This is a genomic window from Glycocaulis albus (assembly GCF_014639075.1).
GTDB lineage: Bacteria > Pseudomonadota > Alphaproteobacteria > Caulobacterales > Maricaulaceae > Glycocaulis > Glycocaulis albus.
This window is the reverse complement of the sequence record NZ_BMFS01000017.1, coordinates 1-16413: the sequence shown is the minus strand read 5'-3', so window position 1 is coordinate 16413 and position 16413 is coordinate 1. Positions and strand designations below refer to the sequence as shown.

General features: G+C 63.2%; 11 protein-coding genes. 6 read left to right on the top strand and 5 right to left on the bottom strand.

The features are described from left to right. The first annotated feature begins 1 nt into the window (after nt 1). Nucleotides 2-820, top strand: a complete 819-nt coding sequence (gene tatC / locus IEV75_RS13465) for a twin-arginine translocase subunit TatC (protein ID WP_188453087.1) — start codon at nt 2-4, stop codon at nt 818-820. A gap of 196 nt (nt 821-1016) precedes the next feature. On the opposite strand, the gene purD is transcribed toward tatC, so the two are convergent. Then, a complete protein-coding gene (purD, locus tag IEV75_RS13460; RefSeq protein ID WP_188453086.1) occupies nt 1017-2300 on the bottom strand; it encodes a phosphoribosylamine--glycine ligase in 1284 nt (427 codons plus the stop codon). A gap of 115 nt (nt 2301-2415) precedes the next feature. On the opposite strand from purD, the gene xseA reads away from it, so the two are divergent. Both xseA and IEV75_RS13450 read left to right on the top strand, forming a co-directional pair. Next, nucleotides 2416-3843 (top strand): exodeoxyribonuclease VII large subunit, encoded by a 1428-nt coding sequence (gene xseA / locus IEV75_RS13455; protein ID WP_188453085.1) that lies wholly within the window; start codon nt 2416-2418, stop codon nt 3841-3843. A gap of 84 nt (nt 3844-3927) precedes the next feature. Beyond that, nucleotides 3928-4893: a class I SAM-dependent methyltransferase gene (locus IEV75_RS13450; protein ID WP_233351875.1), complete on the top strand. Its 966-nt coding sequence runs from the start codon at nt 3928-3930 to the stop codon at nt 4891-4893. A gap of 378 nt (nt 4894-5271) precedes the next feature. Here IEV75_RS13450 and IEV75_RS13445 read toward each other — a convergent pair whose 3' ends face one another. The 4 genes from IEV75_RS13445 to IEV75_RS13430 form a co-directional block, all read right to left on the bottom strand. Next, the gene (locus IEV75_RS13445; protein ID WP_188453084.1) at nt 5272-6120 is read right to left on the bottom strand and encodes a TauD/TfdA dioxygenase family protein; all 849 of its coding nucleotides are present in this window, start codon (nt 6118-6120) and stop codon (nt 5272-5274) included. 70 nt (nt 6121-6190) lie between these two features. Then, nucleotides 6191-8146 carry a BCCT family transporter gene (locus tag IEV75_RS13440; protein ID WP_188453083.1) on the bottom strand — a complete coding sequence of 652 codons (1956 nt, stop codon included), beginning with the start codon at nt 8144-8146 and terminating at the stop codon, nt 6191-6193. A gap of 23 nt (nt 8147-8169) precedes the next feature. Further along, on the bottom strand, nt 8170-10131 hold the full coding sequence (locus tag IEV75_RS13435) for a tetratricopeptide repeat-containing sulfotransferase family protein (RefSeq protein WP_233351874.1): 1962 nt from the start codon (nt 10129-10131) through the stop codon (nt 8170-8172). Nucleotides 10132-10287: 156 nt separating this feature from the next. Next, a complete protein-coding gene (locus IEV75_RS13430) occupies nt 10288-12837 on the bottom strand; it encodes a TonB-dependent receptor (RefSeq protein WP_188453081.1) in 2550 nt (849 codons plus the stop codon). A gap of 367 nt (nt 12838-13204) precedes the next feature. Here IEV75_RS13430 and IEV75_RS13425 point away from each other — a divergent pair, with 367 nt between their 5' ends. The 3 genes from IEV75_RS13425 to IEV75_RS13415 all read left to right on the top strand — a co-directional run bounded on the left by IEV75_RS13425 (nt 13205) and on the right by IEV75_RS13415 (nt 16354). After that, complete coding sequence (locus IEV75_RS13425) at nt 13205-13720, top strand: MarR family winged helix-turn-helix transcriptional regulator (protein WP_188453080.1); 516 nt, start codon at nt 13205-13207, stop codon at nt 13718-13720. 81 nt (nt 13721-13801) lie between these two features. Beyond that, the gene (locus tag IEV75_RS13420; protein WP_188453079.1) at nt 13802-15826 is read left to right on the top strand and encodes an acetyl-CoA carboxylase biotin carboxylase subunit; all 2025 of its coding nucleotides are present in this window, start codon (nt 13802-13804) and stop codon (nt 15824-15826) included. A 138-nt stretch (nt 15827-15964) separates the two neighbouring features. Continuing rightward, nucleotides 15965-16354, top strand: coding sequence for a DUF805 domain-containing protein (locus IEV75_RS13415; RefSeq protein WP_188453078.1), 390 nt, complete (start codon nt 15965-15967; stop codon nt 16352-16354). Nucleotides 16355-16413: the final 59 nt, after the last annotated feature.

Below are 16413 nucleotides of genomic sequence, written 5' to 3'. Positions count from 1 at the left end.
GATGGCAGCGAAGGAAAAGCTCGCTGGCCCGCAAGGGCCGGAAGCCGATGACGAGGTGGAAGCCTCGCGCGCGCCCCTCATGGAGCATCTGACCGAGCTGCGCACCCGCCTGATCTGGGTGCTGGGCGCGGTCGCGCTGGCCTTCGTCGGCTGCTTTGCATTTGCCGAGTGGATCTACAACATCCTGCTGGTGCCGTTCGAGAACGCGGCGCGTCAGGTACGCGGTGAAGACCTTCAGCTCCAGCTCATTTTTACCGGGCCGCTGGAGTTTTTCTTCGTCAAGCTGAAGCTGGCCCTGTTCGGTGCGATCATCGTGGCCTTCCCGATGATCGCCTATCAGGTCTGGGCCTTTGTCCGCCCCGGCCTCTACAAGAATGAGCGGCTGGCGTTCGCGCCCTTCCTGATCGCATCACCGGTCCTGTTCGCGGCCGGTATCGCCTTTGTCTATTATTTCATCCTGCCCTTCGTGATGAGTTTCGCGCTGGGGCAGGAGCAGACCGGCGAGGAGGGGCGCACAGCCATCCAGCTCCTGCCACGCGTCTCGGAATATCTCAATCTCGTCACCACTTTGATCCTCGCCTTCGGGATATCGTTCCAGCTGCCCGTATTACTCTCCTTGCTGGGCAAGGTGGGGATCATCAATTCGGGCCAGCTCATCCGCTTCTGGAAGTTTGCGGTGGTCGGGATCGCTATCTTTGCGGGCTTCGTGACCCCGCCTGATCCGATCAGCCAGCTCTTCCTCGGCGCCGCCATGTTCGGCCTCTACGGCCTCTCCATCCTCGCGGTGAAAATGGTCGAGCCGAAGGATGTGGAGGAGTAGGGGTAGGGTCTCTTTTTAGCTCCGCAACGCATCCGCGTTGCTATGTTCCGCGAAAAGTCGCGGGCGGCCAGTCGGCCTTGCGGCCCCTGACGGGGCCGGGAAGCCACCCCGGCGCATAGCGCCGCAAGCGCGAACGCGCGCCCGGCCTCGCGGCCGGAACCGACCCCGCGGATGCGGGGGAGGACAAAAAGAAACCTTACAACGCTCTCCAGCCGATATCGCGGCGATAGACGCCTTCGGGCCAGTCGATTTCCCCAATGGCCGCATAGGCCCGGTCCACGGCCTCGCGAAGCGTGTCGCCCGTGGCTGTTATGTTCAGCACGCGGCCGCCATTGGCGATGAAGTTTCCATCGGCATCGAGCGCGGTGCCGGCGTGGAAGATCATCACGCCCTCGCCATGGCCGGCGTGGTGAAGATTGCCGATGACGCTGCCCTTTTCAGGCGTGCCGGGATAGCCGGGCGCGGCCATCACCACCGTCACGGCGGGTTTGGGGCTCTCCTCGGCGGGCAGAAGCTGGGCGAACTCTCGCGCGCGCATGCCCCCCGTGGCGCAGGCGAGCAGGGCAGGCACGATATCGGCCTCCATCTGCATCATCAGCACCTGGCATTCCGGATCGCCGAAGCGGCAGTTGAACTCGACCACTTTGGGGCCATCCGCCGTTACCATGACGCCGATATAGAGTACGCCGCGATAAGGCATGCCGTCGCCCGCCATACCGCGCAGCATCGGCACGGTGATTTCTTCCTCGACCCGCTTCATAAGTTCGGGCGTCATCACCGGCGCGGGCGCATAGGCGCCCATGCCGCCCGTATTCGGGCCGGTATCGCCTTCGCCGATGCGCTTGTGGTCCTGCGCGGCCGGAAGGGTCAGATAATTGATCCCGTCTGTCATCACGAAGATGGAGGCTTCCTCGCCCTCCATGAACTCCTCGATGACCAATTCCGCCGACGCCCCGCCAAACTTGCCTGACAGCATCTCCGAGAGTTCGGCGTCCGCCTCCTCGCGTGTGGCGGCGATGACGACGCCCTTGCCGGCGGCCAGGCCATCGGCCTTCAGCACGAAGGGCGCGGAAAGCGTATCAAGGAAGGCTTTCGCGCTGGCGATGTCCGTAAAGCGGCCATAGCGCGCGGTCGGCACGCCATAGGCGGCCATGCGGTCCTTGGCAAAGCCCTTGGAGGCTTCCAGCTGGGCTGCGGCCTGCGAGGGGCCGAACACATCAAATCCGCGCGCCCGCAGGAAATCGGCCAGCCCCTTGGCCAAAGGCGCTTCCGGCCCGATCACGATCAGGTCGGGCTCAAGCTGCAGGGCAAGCTTCTGCAGGCCTTCTACATCATCGGCAGCGACGTCAAAGCACGGCCCCAGAAGGTCCATGGCCGGGCTGCCGGGCGCACACCAGATGGTGTCCACAAGAGGGCTCTGCGCGATCTTCCAGGCCAGCGCATGCTCGCGCCCGCCAGAGCCGATGATGAGAATGTTCATGGCCGCCCCTGCTTTCGTCTTTGCGATGGCCGTCTCTTAGCGGGGCTGCACGCCTCTTGTCGACCGCCGGACGGCATACCGGCTAGTCTTTGCCGGAAGCGACTCACGAACCGATATGACCGACCTTACCAACGCACCGGAATATACCGTCTCCGATCTTGCCCGCGCGCTCAAACGCACGGTGGAGACCGAGTATGGCCATGTGCGCGTGCGCGGCGAGCTGGGCCGGGTGACGGTCCCGAAATCCGGCCATATGTATCTCGATCTGAAGGACGCCGAGGCCGTCATTGACGGCGTGATGTGGAAGGGCGTCGTCTCCACGCTGAATTTCCGGCCCGAGGAAGGGCTGGAGGTGATCTGTGAAGGGCGGCTGTCCACCTTCCCCGGCCGGTCCAAATACCAGATCATCATCGAGCGTATGGAGCCGGCGGGCGCAGGCGCGCTGATGGCGCTGCTGGAAGAGCGTAAACGCAAGCTGGCCGCCGAGGGCCTGTTCGCGCCTGAACGCAAGCGCGCCATTCCCTATCTGCCGCGCGTGGTAGGGGTGGTGACCTCGCCCACCGGCGCGGTGATCCGCGATATTCTCCATCGGCTGGATGACCGCTTCCCGGTGCATGTCCTCATCTGGCCGGTGCTGGTGCAGGGCGAGGGGGCTGCTGCCCAGATCGCCGCCGGTATCGAGGGCTTCAACGCGCTTGAGGCCGGCGGGGCGGTACCGCGTCCCGATGTGCTGATTGTCGCGCGTGGCGGCGGCTCTGTGGAGGATCTCTGGGCCTTCAACGAGGAGATCGTGGTGCGCGCGGCGGCAGCGTCTGACATCCCGCTCATCTCCGCTGTCGGTCACGAGACCGATACCACGCTGATCGACTTCGCCTCCGACCGGCGCGCGCCGACCCCGACGGGGGCAGCCGAAATGGCCGTACCGGTGCGCCGCGAGCTGATGGAGCGCATTGAAGGCGCGCGCGCGCGGCTGTCCGGCGCGCTCCTGCGCACGGTAGAGCGCAAGGAGGCCGATCTGCGTTCGGCCTCGCGCGGCCTGCCCCGGCCCGAAAGCCTGCTGGGCGATGCGCGCCAGCGGCTGGATTATGCGCATGAAGCGCTGGTGCGAGGGCTGACCCTGGGCATTGAGCGCAGGCGCGGCACGCTGGAGCGTCTGACCGTCCAGCTGCGTCCACGCAGCCTCGAGCGCGAAATATCGGAGCGCCGCCAGCGGCTCGTTCAAGCCGGCGAGCGTATGCGTTCTGCCAAGCTCCGGCGGCTGGGCGATGATAGCCGCAGGCTGGCCGCTCTGACCTCCACGCTGGAGGCGCTCTCCTATCACAACGTCCTCAAACGCGGTTACGCGATCATTGAGGATGCAAAGGGCAAGCTCGTCCGCTCTGCCGGTGATCTCGCGCCCGGCGACGGTGTCACCTTGCGCCTGCATGATGGTGAACGCGCGGCCGCGATCGCGGGCGGCAGCGTCCCGCCGCGCAAGGAGAAACCAGCCGGAAAATCGAAGCCGGCCAAGGCCGGCAGTGCGCAACAAGGCTCGCTTTTTTAGCGGCTGGCGCTGCACGCGGGCTTCGTGGCGTGCTACATCTCTTTGCGGTGGTCCGCCCCCCGGACCCGATCAGGGAGATATTTTATGCGTGTACTTCTGACCAGTGTTGCCAGCCTGGCATTGCTTGCCGCGTGCAATGGCGAGGCACCTGAGAGCGCCGATGACGCCGCCGAACAGGCCGGCGAGGTCATGGACGATGCCGCCGATACGGCGGCGGAAGCAGGTGAAACGGCAACAGAAGAGGCCTCCGGCCTCGCAGGCGCGGTGGAAGAACACGTTCAGGCCTCCATGGACGCGCCGTCGCTGGAGCAGGTGCTGGCCGATCCGCGCCGCGAGGCCGACCGGGCGCGCGACCAGTATCGCAATCCACGCGAAACGCTGGAATTCTTCGGCGTGGAAGCCGATGACACGGTCGTCGAGGCACTACCCGGCGGCGGCTGGTATGGCCGCATCCTGGCCCCCTGGCTGGCCGCTGAAGGCGAGTATTACGGCCTGAACTATCCGATGAGCGTGTTCGAGCAGCTCTTCCCCAACATTACCGACGAGCAGCGCGCCAGCCTTGAAGGCTGGGAAGCCAGCTTCCCGGGCGTGGCTGAAGGCTGGGGCGGTCCGGCGCAAGGCGGCTATACGTTCGGCTCCATCCCTGAAAGTGCCGCCGGTTCAGCGGACGTGGTGCTCTATATCCGCGCCCTGCACAATCTGGCGCGCTTTGGCATGCTGGAAACGGCCGTTGACGATGCGTGGACCTTGCTGAAACCCGGCGGCGTGGTCGGCGTGGTGCAGCACCGTGCGCCTGCCGACGAGACCGACGACCGCGCCGACGGTTCACGCGCATATTTGCGTGAGGCCGATATCATCGCCGCGTTTGAGGCGCGCGGCTTCGTTCTTGAGGCGTCGTCCGAGATCAACGCCAACCCGAACGACCCTGCCGATCACGATATCGGCGTGTGGGCCCTGCCGCCCTCTCTGGGTGGACCTGAGGAAGGCCGTGAGGCGATGCGCGCTATTGGCGAAAGTGACCGCATGACCCTGCGGTTCAGAAAGCCGTAGGGAGCCAATCAATCGTCGTTCCCGCGCAGGCGGGAACCCGGAGCTGTCGTCAAGGTCTTTGCCTTTTGTCTCTGCACCCTCGCCTGCGCGGGGGTGTCGAGGCTACGGCTAACCCGGCCGGACCCGCGTTTTCCCGGCGCCAGCCGGGATCCAGACTTTTTGAATTCCGCAACGCATCCGCGTTGCGATGTTCCGCAAACCCCCGCCTGCGCGGGGGCAGGCAGTCGCGGGCGCGCGTTCGCGCTTGCGGCGCTGCGCGCCGTTTCTGGGCACCGGCTTGCGCGGTGAAACGCGCTTTCGGTTGAGTTTTCCCATCGGTCCCAGCTTCCCGTCTTAGCCGGGACCCCGGGTGGTTACGTCCGCGTAAAAACCTGCAAGCTATGGCCCCGCCACCGTCGTGCGGTGCATCAGGCGGGCATGACCGTCATAGCCGCCCGTCGCCATGTGCTGGGTGCAGCGATTATCCCACATCAGCAGCATGTCCTTCTCCCATTTGTGGCGGTAGACGAAGCGCTCGTCATGGGTCACGCCGTAGAGCTCGACCAGCAGGAAGAAGGCTTCCTCGTCGGTGAGGCCCTTGACCGTTTTCACATAGCCCGGATTGATGAAAAGCGTCTTGCGGCCGGTTTCCGGATGCACGCGGACAATGGGGTGGCTCTTTGTATTGCGGGCGTCTTCGGATGACTTGATTGTCATGGAGCGATCCTTGGCGTCATTCTCGCCATAGACTCCGTCCGGCGCATAGGCGAGAGCCGCCGAGTGGATCGCCTCCAGCCCTTCCAGCTTCGCCTTCATCTCGTCTGACAACGCCTCATAGGCTGCATAGCCATTGCAGAACAGCGTGTCCCCGCCCACTGGCGGCGTGATCTTGGAATGCAGTATGGTGCCCGCTGGCGGCACATCCTGAAAGCTCCAGTCGGAATGCCAGGCGGCGGCGAAGACGGATGCCGTTTCGTTCGCCTCGCGCTTCACCTCGATAATGTGGGGATGCCCTTCAATGGGCGTGATGAACGGGTCGTCGCCGAAGGGCCCGAAATACCGGGTGAAGCGCTCCAGATCGGCGTGGCTCATCTTCTGGCCGGGGAAGGCGAGCACCAGATGCTCCAGCCAGGCTGCGCGTATGGCTGCAATCTCGTCTGCCGTCAGGGGGCTGGACAGATTCACGCCGGTGACGGATGCGCCAAGGCTGGCACCGCTGGGCGTCACCTTGATGTCTGATGTGGCCATGGCCGGTCTCCTCCCGCTTTTTACCGGCAAGGCTGCAGGCGGGAGGGACCGGGGTCAAGCGGCGCGCGCGCTACCCCACATGCTGCATGTGGTGCAGCCATTGCAGATGGTGTTCGTAATGGCGCAGCATGTCCCGGATCAGCTGGTTTTTTGAATAGCCGAACACGTCATAGTGCTGCCCGCCTTCGCGCAGGAAGACTTCGGCCCGGGCATAGGAATTGTCATCGGTCTGCGTGCGTTCGATCTCGGCGTCCGAATTGGCCTCATAGGCCTTCAACGCTACGCCATAGATGAAGTCCGGATCGTCACCATGCGCCACCCGCAAGGATAGCCGGCCATCCTCGCTCTCGATCGTGGCCGTGTGGCCCAGCTTCTCCATTTCCGGGATCAGCTCGCGAAAGGCAGGCTCGGCCGTGGCGTTGATCCAGCTTTCCACCTCCGCCGGGGCAGGGCGCGAGAACATCAGCCGCAAACGGACCTTCCACGGTACGGCAACGCCTTCAACGGGCATTTGCGCCGCACTTTGCTGACCGGCCTTACGGGCCGTCTCCATGGACCAGGCACGCACCAGCCCGATAAAGGCCAGGCCAATGACCAGCGTGAAGGGCAGGGCCGCCGCGATCGTGGCTGATTGCAGAGCAGCCAGCCCGCCCCCGATCAGCAATACAGCCGCCACCACGCCTTCCAGCAGGGCCCAGAACAGGCGTTGCCAGATGGGCGGCGTCAGCGCGCCGCCTGCCGCCAGCGTGGACTTCACCAGAGACCCGGAATCCGACGAGGTGACGAAGAAGGTCGTGATCAGAACAATGGCGATGACCGACGTCACCGAAGCCAGTGGCAGCGTGTCCAGCAAGGCAAACAGTGCCAGTTCCGACTGCCCGCCGCGCACGGCCTCCAATATCGGGCTGGCGGCATTGCCCATCACTTCCAGAAGCGCTGAATTGCCGTAGACCGTCATCCACAGGAAGGTGAACAGGGTCGGGCCGAACAGGGCGCCGATGATGAATTCGCGAATGGTGCGTCCGCGTGAGATACGCGCGATGAACATGCCCACAAACGGCGACCAGGAAATCCACCAGCCCCAGTAGAACAGCGTCCACGCGCTGATCCACTCGCCATCGCCATAGGCGTCGACATTGAAGGTCAGTGTCGCCAGCTGGTCGACATAATGACCGATATTCTGGACGTAGGCGCCGATCAGGAAGAGCGTCGGCCCCATGATCAGAACGAAGGCGAGAAGCCCGATGGCCAGATAGAGATTGATCTGGGACAGCCGCCTGATCCCCTTGTCAAGGCCGGCCAGTACCGAGGTGGTGGCCATCAGCGTGATGATGGCGATGAGGGTGACCTGCACCGGCGCGGAAATCTCCAGACCGAAAACGGCATTGAGACCCGCATTGATCTGGGTGACGCCATAACCGAGCGAGGTGGCCACGCCGAACAGCGTGCCCAGAATGGCAATCACATCGACCAGATGGCCTATGGGCCCGTAAATGCGGTCACCGATCAGCGGATAGAGCGCGGAGCGTATGGTCAGCGGCAGGCCGTGGCGGAAGGCGAAATAGGCAAGGCTCAGGCCCACGATCACATACACCGCCCAGGCGTGTATCCCCCAGTGGAAGAAGGTCAGCACCATGGATTGCTGGGCTGCCGCCTGGGTTTCCGGTGCGGCGCCGGGCGGGCTGAGATAGTGCGTGATGGGCTCGGCAACGGCGAAGAACATCAGGCCGATGCCCATCCCGGCAGAGAACAGCATGGCAAACCAGGCCATGAAGCTGAATTCCGGTACGCTGTCATCGGGGCCCAGCTTGATGCGCCCCCAGTCGGACAGAGCGACGACAAGCGCAGCGATGAGGAACATCCCGATGCCCACCGAATAGACCCAGCCGGCCGTATCGGTGATGAAATCGCGTGCGGCGGTAAACACGATCTCCGCCTGGTCGCCGGCCATCAGCACGGCGGCCACACCGCCAATCGCCAGAATGGCAGCGGGAATGAAGACGGCCGGTTCGATCTGCTTCGTCATGGCGGGGCCTTTTCTGATGCGGTTCAGGCGGTGTTTGACTGGCTCTCGTCGCGGCGCCAGTCGTTAAGGACCGGACCTAGTGCGGATTTGAGGGGGTCAAGGAAGGGCTCGAACGCCTTCCATTGCTCCAGGCCGGAGCGGTAGAGGGGCTGGCGCACCTGTTCGGAGCTGGCAGTGCGTACTTCCCGGCGGGTCTTGTGGAAATCGACGCAAGCCTGCTCGAATGGCAGACCGCAGAAATCGAGAATGCGCCGGACCTGGCCCTCGATATCGTCCACCACGTCTTCATGGATGACGCGCAGGACTTCGCCGGGCAGTACCGCATCCCAATGGTCCATCAGCTCCACATAGGCGCGGTAATAGCGCCCGATCTCTTCAAGCCCGTAGGTAAATTCCTGCCCTTCGGCGAAGAGCTGCTTGAAGCCGGAGAAGCAGCACGCCATCGGATGGCGGCGCGCATCGATAATCTTGGCGTTCGGCAGGATCAGCTTGATAAGGGCTATGTGCCGGAAATTGTTTGGCATCTTGTCGGTGAAGAAGGCGGCGCCCTTGCGGTGGATCGCCGTCTCCTCGATATAGCGCCGTCCCATGGCGGCGAGTTCTTCACCCTCCAGCTCGGCGAGGACACGCGGATAGCGCGTGCGGTCAGAGCGGTCCCGTCCGCGAAGGGAATGGGCAGCCGACAGGATGTTGGGTAGCTCCAGCGTGCCATCGACCTGGCTGTGAGAAGCGAGGATTTGCTCGAGCAGGGTGGAGCCTGCGCGCGGCAGGCCGACGATGAAGATCGGAGCAGGGTCGTCATGGCCTTTGCCGGACTGTCTGGCGAACAGCTCCGGCGTGCACAGGGCTTTCTGCGCTTCGAGTTCTTCTTCCATCTGTTCGGAGGTATAGCGCGTCTGACGGCGCTTCAGCTCATTGCCACGCGCGTACGCCTCAAACGCGCTTTCATAATCCTTGCGGTCCTCATGCGCCTTGCCGAGCGCAAAGTTCAGGTGGATGCGCTGGGCGTGGGAGAGGGCGGTCTTGCCCTCCTGCGCCTGCATCGCGGTCAGCTCGTCATCGGAAAAGCGGTAGGTTTTCAAATTGGCCAGCGCATACCAGGCGTCTGCGTGATCAGGCTGGCTGGCAATCGCCGCCTTGTATGAGGCTATGGCCTTCTCGCTCTCACCGGCTGTCTTCAGCGCATGTCCGCGCGAGGTCAGGGTGGCGGGATCACCGGGCAGTTTCTCCAGCACCTTGTCGAACGCGCAGAGGGCTGTTTCGAAATCACCGGTCTGCATGGCCTCGATGGCATAATGCGACAGGAAGACCGGATTGCCGGGATCAAGATCGTGCAACTCGCGCGCCTGCTCGAGGGCGGCGGCAAACTTCTGGCGCTTGCGCAGGACCTGTATGTAGTCGAGCCGCACCTGGATATTGTCCGGCTCGAAGGTGCGCGCGTTTTCCAGAAGAATCTCGGCATCGTCGGTGACGTTGAAGCGCATGCCGATCTCGGCCAGCAGGCGCATCGCCTCGACATGTCTGGGATTGGCTTTGAGGAAATTGCGGCACAGCGTCTCCGCCCGGACCAGCCGGCCCTCGTAAAGATGGTGCATCACGGCCACGACGGGCTTCGGCAGCGCGGTCACACGCTGGCCTTGCGCGCGTGCCTGCCCTGCTTCAGCGGTCCGCCCCAGACCTGCGAGAATATCCGCCTGCGCGGCCCAGCTCGCGGTGAGGGCGGGGTTGTACTGGCAGGCGCGGGCATAGGCGTGCAGGGCCTGTTCGTTCTGCCCGCGTGCGCGCAGCAGATGGCCTTCCTCCTGCCAGGCGCGGCCAAATTCAGGCTGGGCGGTTTTCAGCCGGTCGAGAGCCCTTTGCGCATCCTCATGGCGTTCCAGATAGCGGTGACAGACCGCAGCCATGTAGAGCGCTTCACCATGCTCCGGTTCAGCGTCCAGGACAGGCATGACCATTTCCAGCGCTTCAGCGAAGGCGCCGGCCATGATCTTTTCCTGCGCGGCCTTCAACACCGCATCATGTGAATGGGAAGTTCCGGTCAAATCATGCCCCGCCAGAGAAAGAGAAAGCGCCCCGCACCGCGGGACGCTTTCCATTATCGGTCCTGAATCCGATCAGACAACACCGGACGGTGTCCCTGATCAGTACTGGACACCGACGCGGATGCCGACGGTGCGCGGACGCATCACCGTTACCCGTTCGCGGTCGAACACGAAATTGTTGCTGAGTTCGGCACGCTCATTGGTGATGTTGTCAGCGAACAGTTCAACCCGCCATTGCTCCGCTGCCAGACCGGCAGAGAAGGACAGCACGGTATAGCTGTCGAGATCGGCCGAATTGATGTCGATCACGTCACTGCGGGACCGGTCCGAATAGACGATCTGCGGCATGACGTGAGCCGTCCAGCCATTGGCGGTGCTCCACTCATAGCGGGCGCGCAGATTGCCCTGCACGTTCGGGGCGAATGCCAGCTCGGCGCCTGCCGTGACGTCGTCGGTCGGTGTGATCACGCGGGTGATCTCGGTATCAAGGAACGAGAACGCACCGGCGACGGTCAGGCCCGGCACGCTGGACGGTGCCCAGGTGATGTCGCCCTCGACGCCGCGGATTTCCGCGTCCGCTGCGTTGTCCGAGAAGAACAGGTTCACGATGCTCGGATCGAAGATCGTGGTCTGAAGCCGGTCGATCTCGACATAGAAGGCGCTGCCGTTGAACCGCAGCTGGCGGTCAAACAGCTCGGTCTTCCAGCCGAACTCGTAATTGCGCACATCGTCGGTATCGAGCGCGAAAGGCACGGTGTAGCCGCCGGGGCCGGCTGCGCCGCCCGGACGGTTCAGCAGGCCTGGCCGGAAACCTTCCGAGTAGGTGGCGTAGAACAGCGTGGTGGCTGTCGGTGTCCACGTGCCTGTGACCTTGGTGATTACACCGTCGGTCTGGGCCGAGGTTGGCGCCCCGAACGGATTGCCTTCAGCATATTGCGCGCTGATATTGGTGCCGCCCAGCTGGGCGTCGACCCGGTCAGCCAGAGGTACGGCCGTATTGGGGCCGAAAACCGGTGATACGCGGTTGAAGAAGGACGAGTTCGCACTGCCTTCCAGATCAACTTCCACATCATACCACCGGGCGCCGACGGTAATGGCAAAGACATCGGGAATGACGTCGAGTGTCACCTCGCCGAACAGCCCGAGCTGCTCATCGGTACGGCGTACATCGTTGCGGAAGTTCACGCCGTTGGGGAAGGGGCCCGGATCGCTGAAATAGCCGGCCTGGGCGTTTCCTGTAACACCGGGAGGCGCCGTCACGTTGGTGAGCGGATAGTTGGGCAGGAACCCGACCGACACGCCGTCCGCACCGACCGTGGACATCGAGCCGGGATAGTGGAAGTCATTGCGCTCTTCCAGCGTCAGATCGCTGTAGAAGGCGCCGAAGGTGGCGCGCAGGCGGCGATCCTGTGGCGTTGTCGCGCGCAGCTCATGCGTCCATACCTCGGTTTGCGAGGTGGAGTTCACGAACAGGTTGGGCGCATAGCAGGTTCCCGTCGGGGCCGCGTGGCCCGTATAGCCGGGATACACCACCGAGGTGTCACAGATGTAATAGGGCAGGTACTGGCCGACGAAGAGATAGTCGGAATAGTCGATGCGCTGATCGGTGGAGCGGTCGGTGAATGCGCCGGTGTAAACCACGTCCAGCATCCCTACACGCCCTTCGGCGGTCCAGTTCACGTTCTGGAACTCGTCCTCGATGCGGTCCTGTTCAAAGCGCTGGATTTCCAGATCGCCCAGTTCCGGATCGACAAAGAAGACGCCGTCGGACTCAACGCGCTGCTGTGCGTAACCGACGGTCAGGCGCCAGTCCGTGTTGAACTCGTAACGCCCCGAAATGCGGAAGCCCGCATAGGTGGTGTCATTGAAATTGTCCTGCACCAGCCCGGCATTGTCCGCTTCGACGAAGGTGACACCGGACAGGTCGGCGCCGGCCTGAAAGCCTTGGCGCTGGGGTGAAACCGGCACGCCATTGTCGCGCACCGTGCCTGCGGCCCGGAAGCGGCCAGACTCCGATGCATCGCGCGTACCCGCCACATTGTCGATATAGCCGCCCTGATTGTCGACATAGGCGACCGCGCGAATGGCAAAATTATCGCCGAACGGCAGGTTCACGACAGCTTCGAGCTGATTGCTCATATCGCCGTCCTGGGTGAAGGATACGCCCGCCTGGGAGGATGCGGAGAACTCGCCCAGAACCGGCTTGTTGGTGATCAGGCGTACCGTACCGGCCTGCGAGCTGGCGCCATAAAGCGTGCCCTGCGGCCCGGGCAGAACCTCCACGCGCTCCATGTCGGCCGCGTAGACATCCAGATTGCGGCCCGGCTGCGCCAGCGGCTGCTCGTCCAGATAGAAGGCCACGTTGGGCGACAGGCCCGCGACTCCGGCAACCGTCAGGTTCGGCGTCGTCGACGCAATGCCGCGGATATAGATGGTGCTCTGGCCCGGCCCGCTGCCGCCGGCTGTGATGCCGGGCAGCTGGGTCAGATAGTCGGTGAAGGTATTGACCCGCAGCTCGTCGAGCGCACTGGAGTCGAGCGCATTCACGGCTACAGGAATGGATTGAGCGTCGGCCTCGGTCTTGGTGGCCGTCACGGTGATGACTTCAACCTGCGCGTTGGCAGCGCCAGCCGCTCCCGCGGCCGCCATCGTTGCAGAAAGTATCGTGCTGGTGAGCACCCGTTGCTTGAACGATCTCAAAGGTCCGCCCTTTTTTTGCTGAATGGTTCGAGGCGGAGTTATAGGGATCGCGCCGCGTCTGGCCAGAATTGCTTCCTGCAAAAAGCAATATCTCAGCCCAGTTTGCGCGGGACTCTGTTCGTAGATGCATATAAGTGCAAGAAAATGCGGCAATAATTTCCAATGTGATAGTAATGCAACGCTATCAGATGCATTCTGCACATAGCAGTAAGCATGCGGTATTCCGAGTGCATATCCATCGTGAGCGAAGCATTTTTGCGAGTCGCTGGCGCGTCTGTGCGGCCTGTTCTACAACGCGGGTGTTCCGCCAGACTGGATGAGCTTCGTGAAGGATCATGACGAAATACTGATCGCCCTGCGCCGGATAATCCGGGCGGTGCATCTGCGTTCAAAGAAGCTGGAAAAGGAGACCGGGCTCACCGCGCCGCAATTTATCGTGTTGCAGGCGCTGGCCCGCCGCGGGTCGATGAAGCCCAGCGCCCTGTCGCGCGAGATATCCCTGGGCCAGCCGACGGTCACCGCGATTCTCGACCGTCTGAAGCGCGCCGGGCTGATTGAGCGCACCGCCAGCGCCAGTGACCGGCGCAGCACGCCCGCGCAGATCACGGCGGAAGGCCTGGCCGTAATCGAAACCTCGCCCGAATTGTTGCAGACCGGCTTTCTGAAGGCCTTCCGCAAGCTCCCCGACTGGGAGCAGCACATGCTCATCGGCGCGCTGCAACGCGTGGCCGAACTTATGGACGCAAGCGATGTCGATGCATCACCGATCCTCACGGGCGGGTCCGAAATGGTGAAGCCCGCACCAGACGCGGCGCGCGCGCCGAAGGCCTGACTTGCAGTGGCGTGACGCTGCGGGCTAAACCGGGCGCGCAAAACCGCTTTTCCTGTCCCTTCAGTCCGGCTGGCACACTTCATGTTCAAGAAAATCCTGATTGCCAATCGCGGCGAGATTGCCGTTCGCGTCATCAAGACCTGCAAGCGCATGGGGATAAAGACGGTCGCGGTCTACTCGGAGGCGGACGCGGACAGCCTCGCGGTAGAGATGGCCGATGAGCGTGTGTTCCTGGGCGGATCGCTGCCCGCCCAGTCCTATCTCGACATGGACAAGATCATTGCGGCGGTAAAGGACACCGGCGCCGAGGCCGTCCATCCCGGCTTCGGCTTCCTGTCGGAAAACGCGAAGTTTGCCGAGCGCCTGAAAAAAGAGGGCATTGGCTGGATCGGGCCGAACGCGCACGCCATCTCGGCCATGGGCGACAAGCTGGAGAGCAAGAAGCTCGCAGCCGCCGCCGGTGTCAGCACCGTGCCCGGCTTCAAGGGCGAGATTGTCGATGACCAGCAGGCGGTCGAGGTGGCAGGCGATATCGGCTATCCGGTAATGATCAAGGCCTCCGCTGGCGGCGGCGGCAAGGGTATGCGCATTGCGTGGGATGAGAGCGAGGTGCGCGAGGGCTTCCGCGCCGCCCGTTCCGAAGCGAAATCATCCTTCGGCGATGAGCGCATACTGATCGAGAAATTCGTCGAGAAGCCGCGCCATATCGAGATACAGGTGCTCGGCGACAAGCACGGGCATGTCATCCACCTCAATGAGCGGGAATGCTCGGTTCAGCGGCGTAACCAGAAGGTTCTCGAAGAAGCGCCGTCTCCGTTTCTGGACAAGAAGACGCGCGAGAAGATGGGCGAACAGGCCGTCGCGCTGGCAAAGGCGGTCGACTATGACAGCGCCGGAACGGTGGAGTTCATCGTCGACCCGAACAAGAATTTCTACTTCCTCGAGATGAATACCCGTCTGCAGGTGGAACATCCGGTCACCGAGCTGACCCATGGGCTTGATCTGGTAGAGCAGATGATCCGCGTCGCGTCTGGCGAAAAGCTGGAACTGGCGCAGAAGGATGTGACCATCAAGGGCTGGGCGGTGGAGGCACGGCTCTATGCCGAGGACCCGTATCGCGGCTTCCTGCCCTCCATCGGGCGTCTGGTACGCTATGTGGAGCCTGCAGAAGGCCCCAGCGGGCCCGGCACGCTGCGCATCGATTCCGGTGTGCGCGAGGGCGATGAAATCTCCATGTTCTATGACCCGATGATCGCCAAGGTGATCGGGCAGGGCGATACACGCGAGAAGGCCATCGACGCCCTCTCCGCCGCGCTGGACCGGCTGGACGTGGCGGGGCTTCAGTCGAATGCCCCTTTCCTGGCCGCCGTGCTGGACGAGCCCGATTTCCGCAAAGGTGCCATCCATACCGGTTATATCGCGGAACATTTCCCCGATGGCTTCCATGGCACCGCGCCGAAGGAAAGCCAGTGGCGCGCCTTTGTGGCGGCCTCGGCCCTGATCCACACGGTCTTTGTCGAGCGTGCCGCGCGCATTGAAGGGCGCATTACACCGGGCATGGGCGACGGCAAGCCGCAGAACTGGTCGGTTCTCATTGATGACCAGCAATTTGCTGTCGAGATAACGCTTGAGCGCGGCCTTGATGGCGGGTTCGCGGCGACAGTCTACATGCCGGGCCTCGCGGCTGAACCGGTCAATCTGGAAACCGGCTGGAAGCCGGGCGATCATGTCTTCGAGGCGAAGCTCGGCAAGGAGAGCTTCAGCCTGTCGGTGGAAGACCGCACGCAGGGCTACTGGCTTCGCCACCGGGGTTTTGCATCGCTGGTGCGGGTCTACTCCCCGCGCGTGGCCGAACTTGCCGCCCGCCTGCCTGAACGCCCGGAACCCGATACCAGCAAGCAGATCATCAGCCCGATGCCGGGCCTGATAGTGTCGGTCGCCGTGGAACCCGGCCGCGAGGTGAAGGCCGGTGAAGTCCTGCTGACGGTCGAGGCCATGAAGATGGAAAACGTGCTGCGCGCCGAGCGCGACGGCACAGTGAAGACCGTTTCGGTCAAGGCCGGCGACAGTGTGGCGGCCGACGAGCTGCTGGTAGAGCTTGAGTAACCTGTCACCAGATTTTGGTTGACCATTCACGCTTTGCAGGCAGAGGCTGGATCAAGGATTGAATCGCGTATCCGGCCCCCTCGAGCCTCTTGCGCGCCAGTCCGGTTTGTTTTGACCACTTCCCGGAGGGACAAAGACATGAACTTCATGGACGCCGTAAAATCGGTCTATTCCAACTATGTGGGCTTTCACGGACGCGCCCGCCGCAGCGAGTATTGGTGGTGGTACCTGTTCTACCTAATCGTTTATGGCGTGCTGTATGCCATTGATCTGAGCGTGATCGGCTTCCCGGCGCTGTCGGGCCTCTTTGCTCTGGCCAGCCTTCTGCCCGGCATTGCAGTGGGTGTACGCCGCCTGCATGACACAGGCCGTTCGGGCTGGTGGCTGCTGATCGCACTTATTCCGCTGGTTGGCGCGATCGTGCTGATCATCTTCTTCGTCATGGACAGCCAGCCGGGCGTGAACCAGCACGGCCCCAATCCCAAGGGTGTTGTCGCCGCCGCAACCGACGCGGTAACGGGCGGCTAGGTTCTGTACCCATAAACGGGATTCCCAAATCAGCTGGGTCGTGATTCAAGCTCCTTGAA

Excerpts from the sequence above, each read along its gene's own strand:
- IEV75_RS13450 (WP_233351875.1), top strand. The coding sequence starts at position 3,928 with ATGCGTGTACTTCTGACCAGTGTTGCCAGCCTGGCATTGCTTGCCGCG.
- tatC (WP_188453087.1), top strand. The coding sequence starts at position 2 with ATGGCAGCGAAGGAAAAGCTCGCTGGCCCGCAAGGGCCGGAAGCCGAT.
- IEV75_RS13440 (WP_188453083.1), bottom strand. The coding sequence starts at position 8,146 with ATGACGAAGCAGATCGAACCGGCCGTCTTCATTCCCGCTGCCATTCTG.
- purD (WP_188453086.1), bottom strand. The coding sequence starts at position 2,300 with ATGAACATTCTCATCATCGGCTCTGGCGGGCGCGAGCATGCGCTGGCC.
- IEV75_RS13415 (WP_188453078.1), top strand. The coding sequence starts at position 15,965 with ATGAACTTCATGGACGCCGTAAAATCGGTCTATTCCAACTATGTGGGC.
- IEV75_RS13435 (WP_233351874.1), bottom strand. The coding sequence starts at position 10,131 with ATGGCCGGCGCCTTCGCTGAAGCGCTGGAAATGGTCATGCCTGTCCTG.
- IEV75_RS13430 (WP_188453081.1), bottom strand. The coding sequence starts at position 12,837 with ATGGCGGCCGCGGGAGCGGCTGGCGCTGCCAACGCGCAGGTTGAAGTC.
- IEV75_RS13445 (WP_188453084.1), bottom strand. The coding sequence starts at position 6,120 with ATGGCCACATCAGACATCAAGGTGACGCCCAGCGGTGCCAGCCTTGGC.
- xseA (WP_188453085.1), top strand. The coding sequence starts at position 2,416 with ATGACCGACCTTACCAACGCACCGGAATATACCGTCTCCGATCTTGCC.
- IEV75_RS13420 (WP_188453079.1), top strand. The coding sequence starts at position 13,802 with ATGTTCAAGAAAATCCTGATTGCCAATCGCGGCGAGATTGCCGTTCGC.
- IEV75_RS13425 (WP_188453080.1), top strand. The coding sequence starts at position 13,205 with ATGAGCTTCGTGAAGGATCATGACGAAATACTGATCGCCCTGCGCCGG.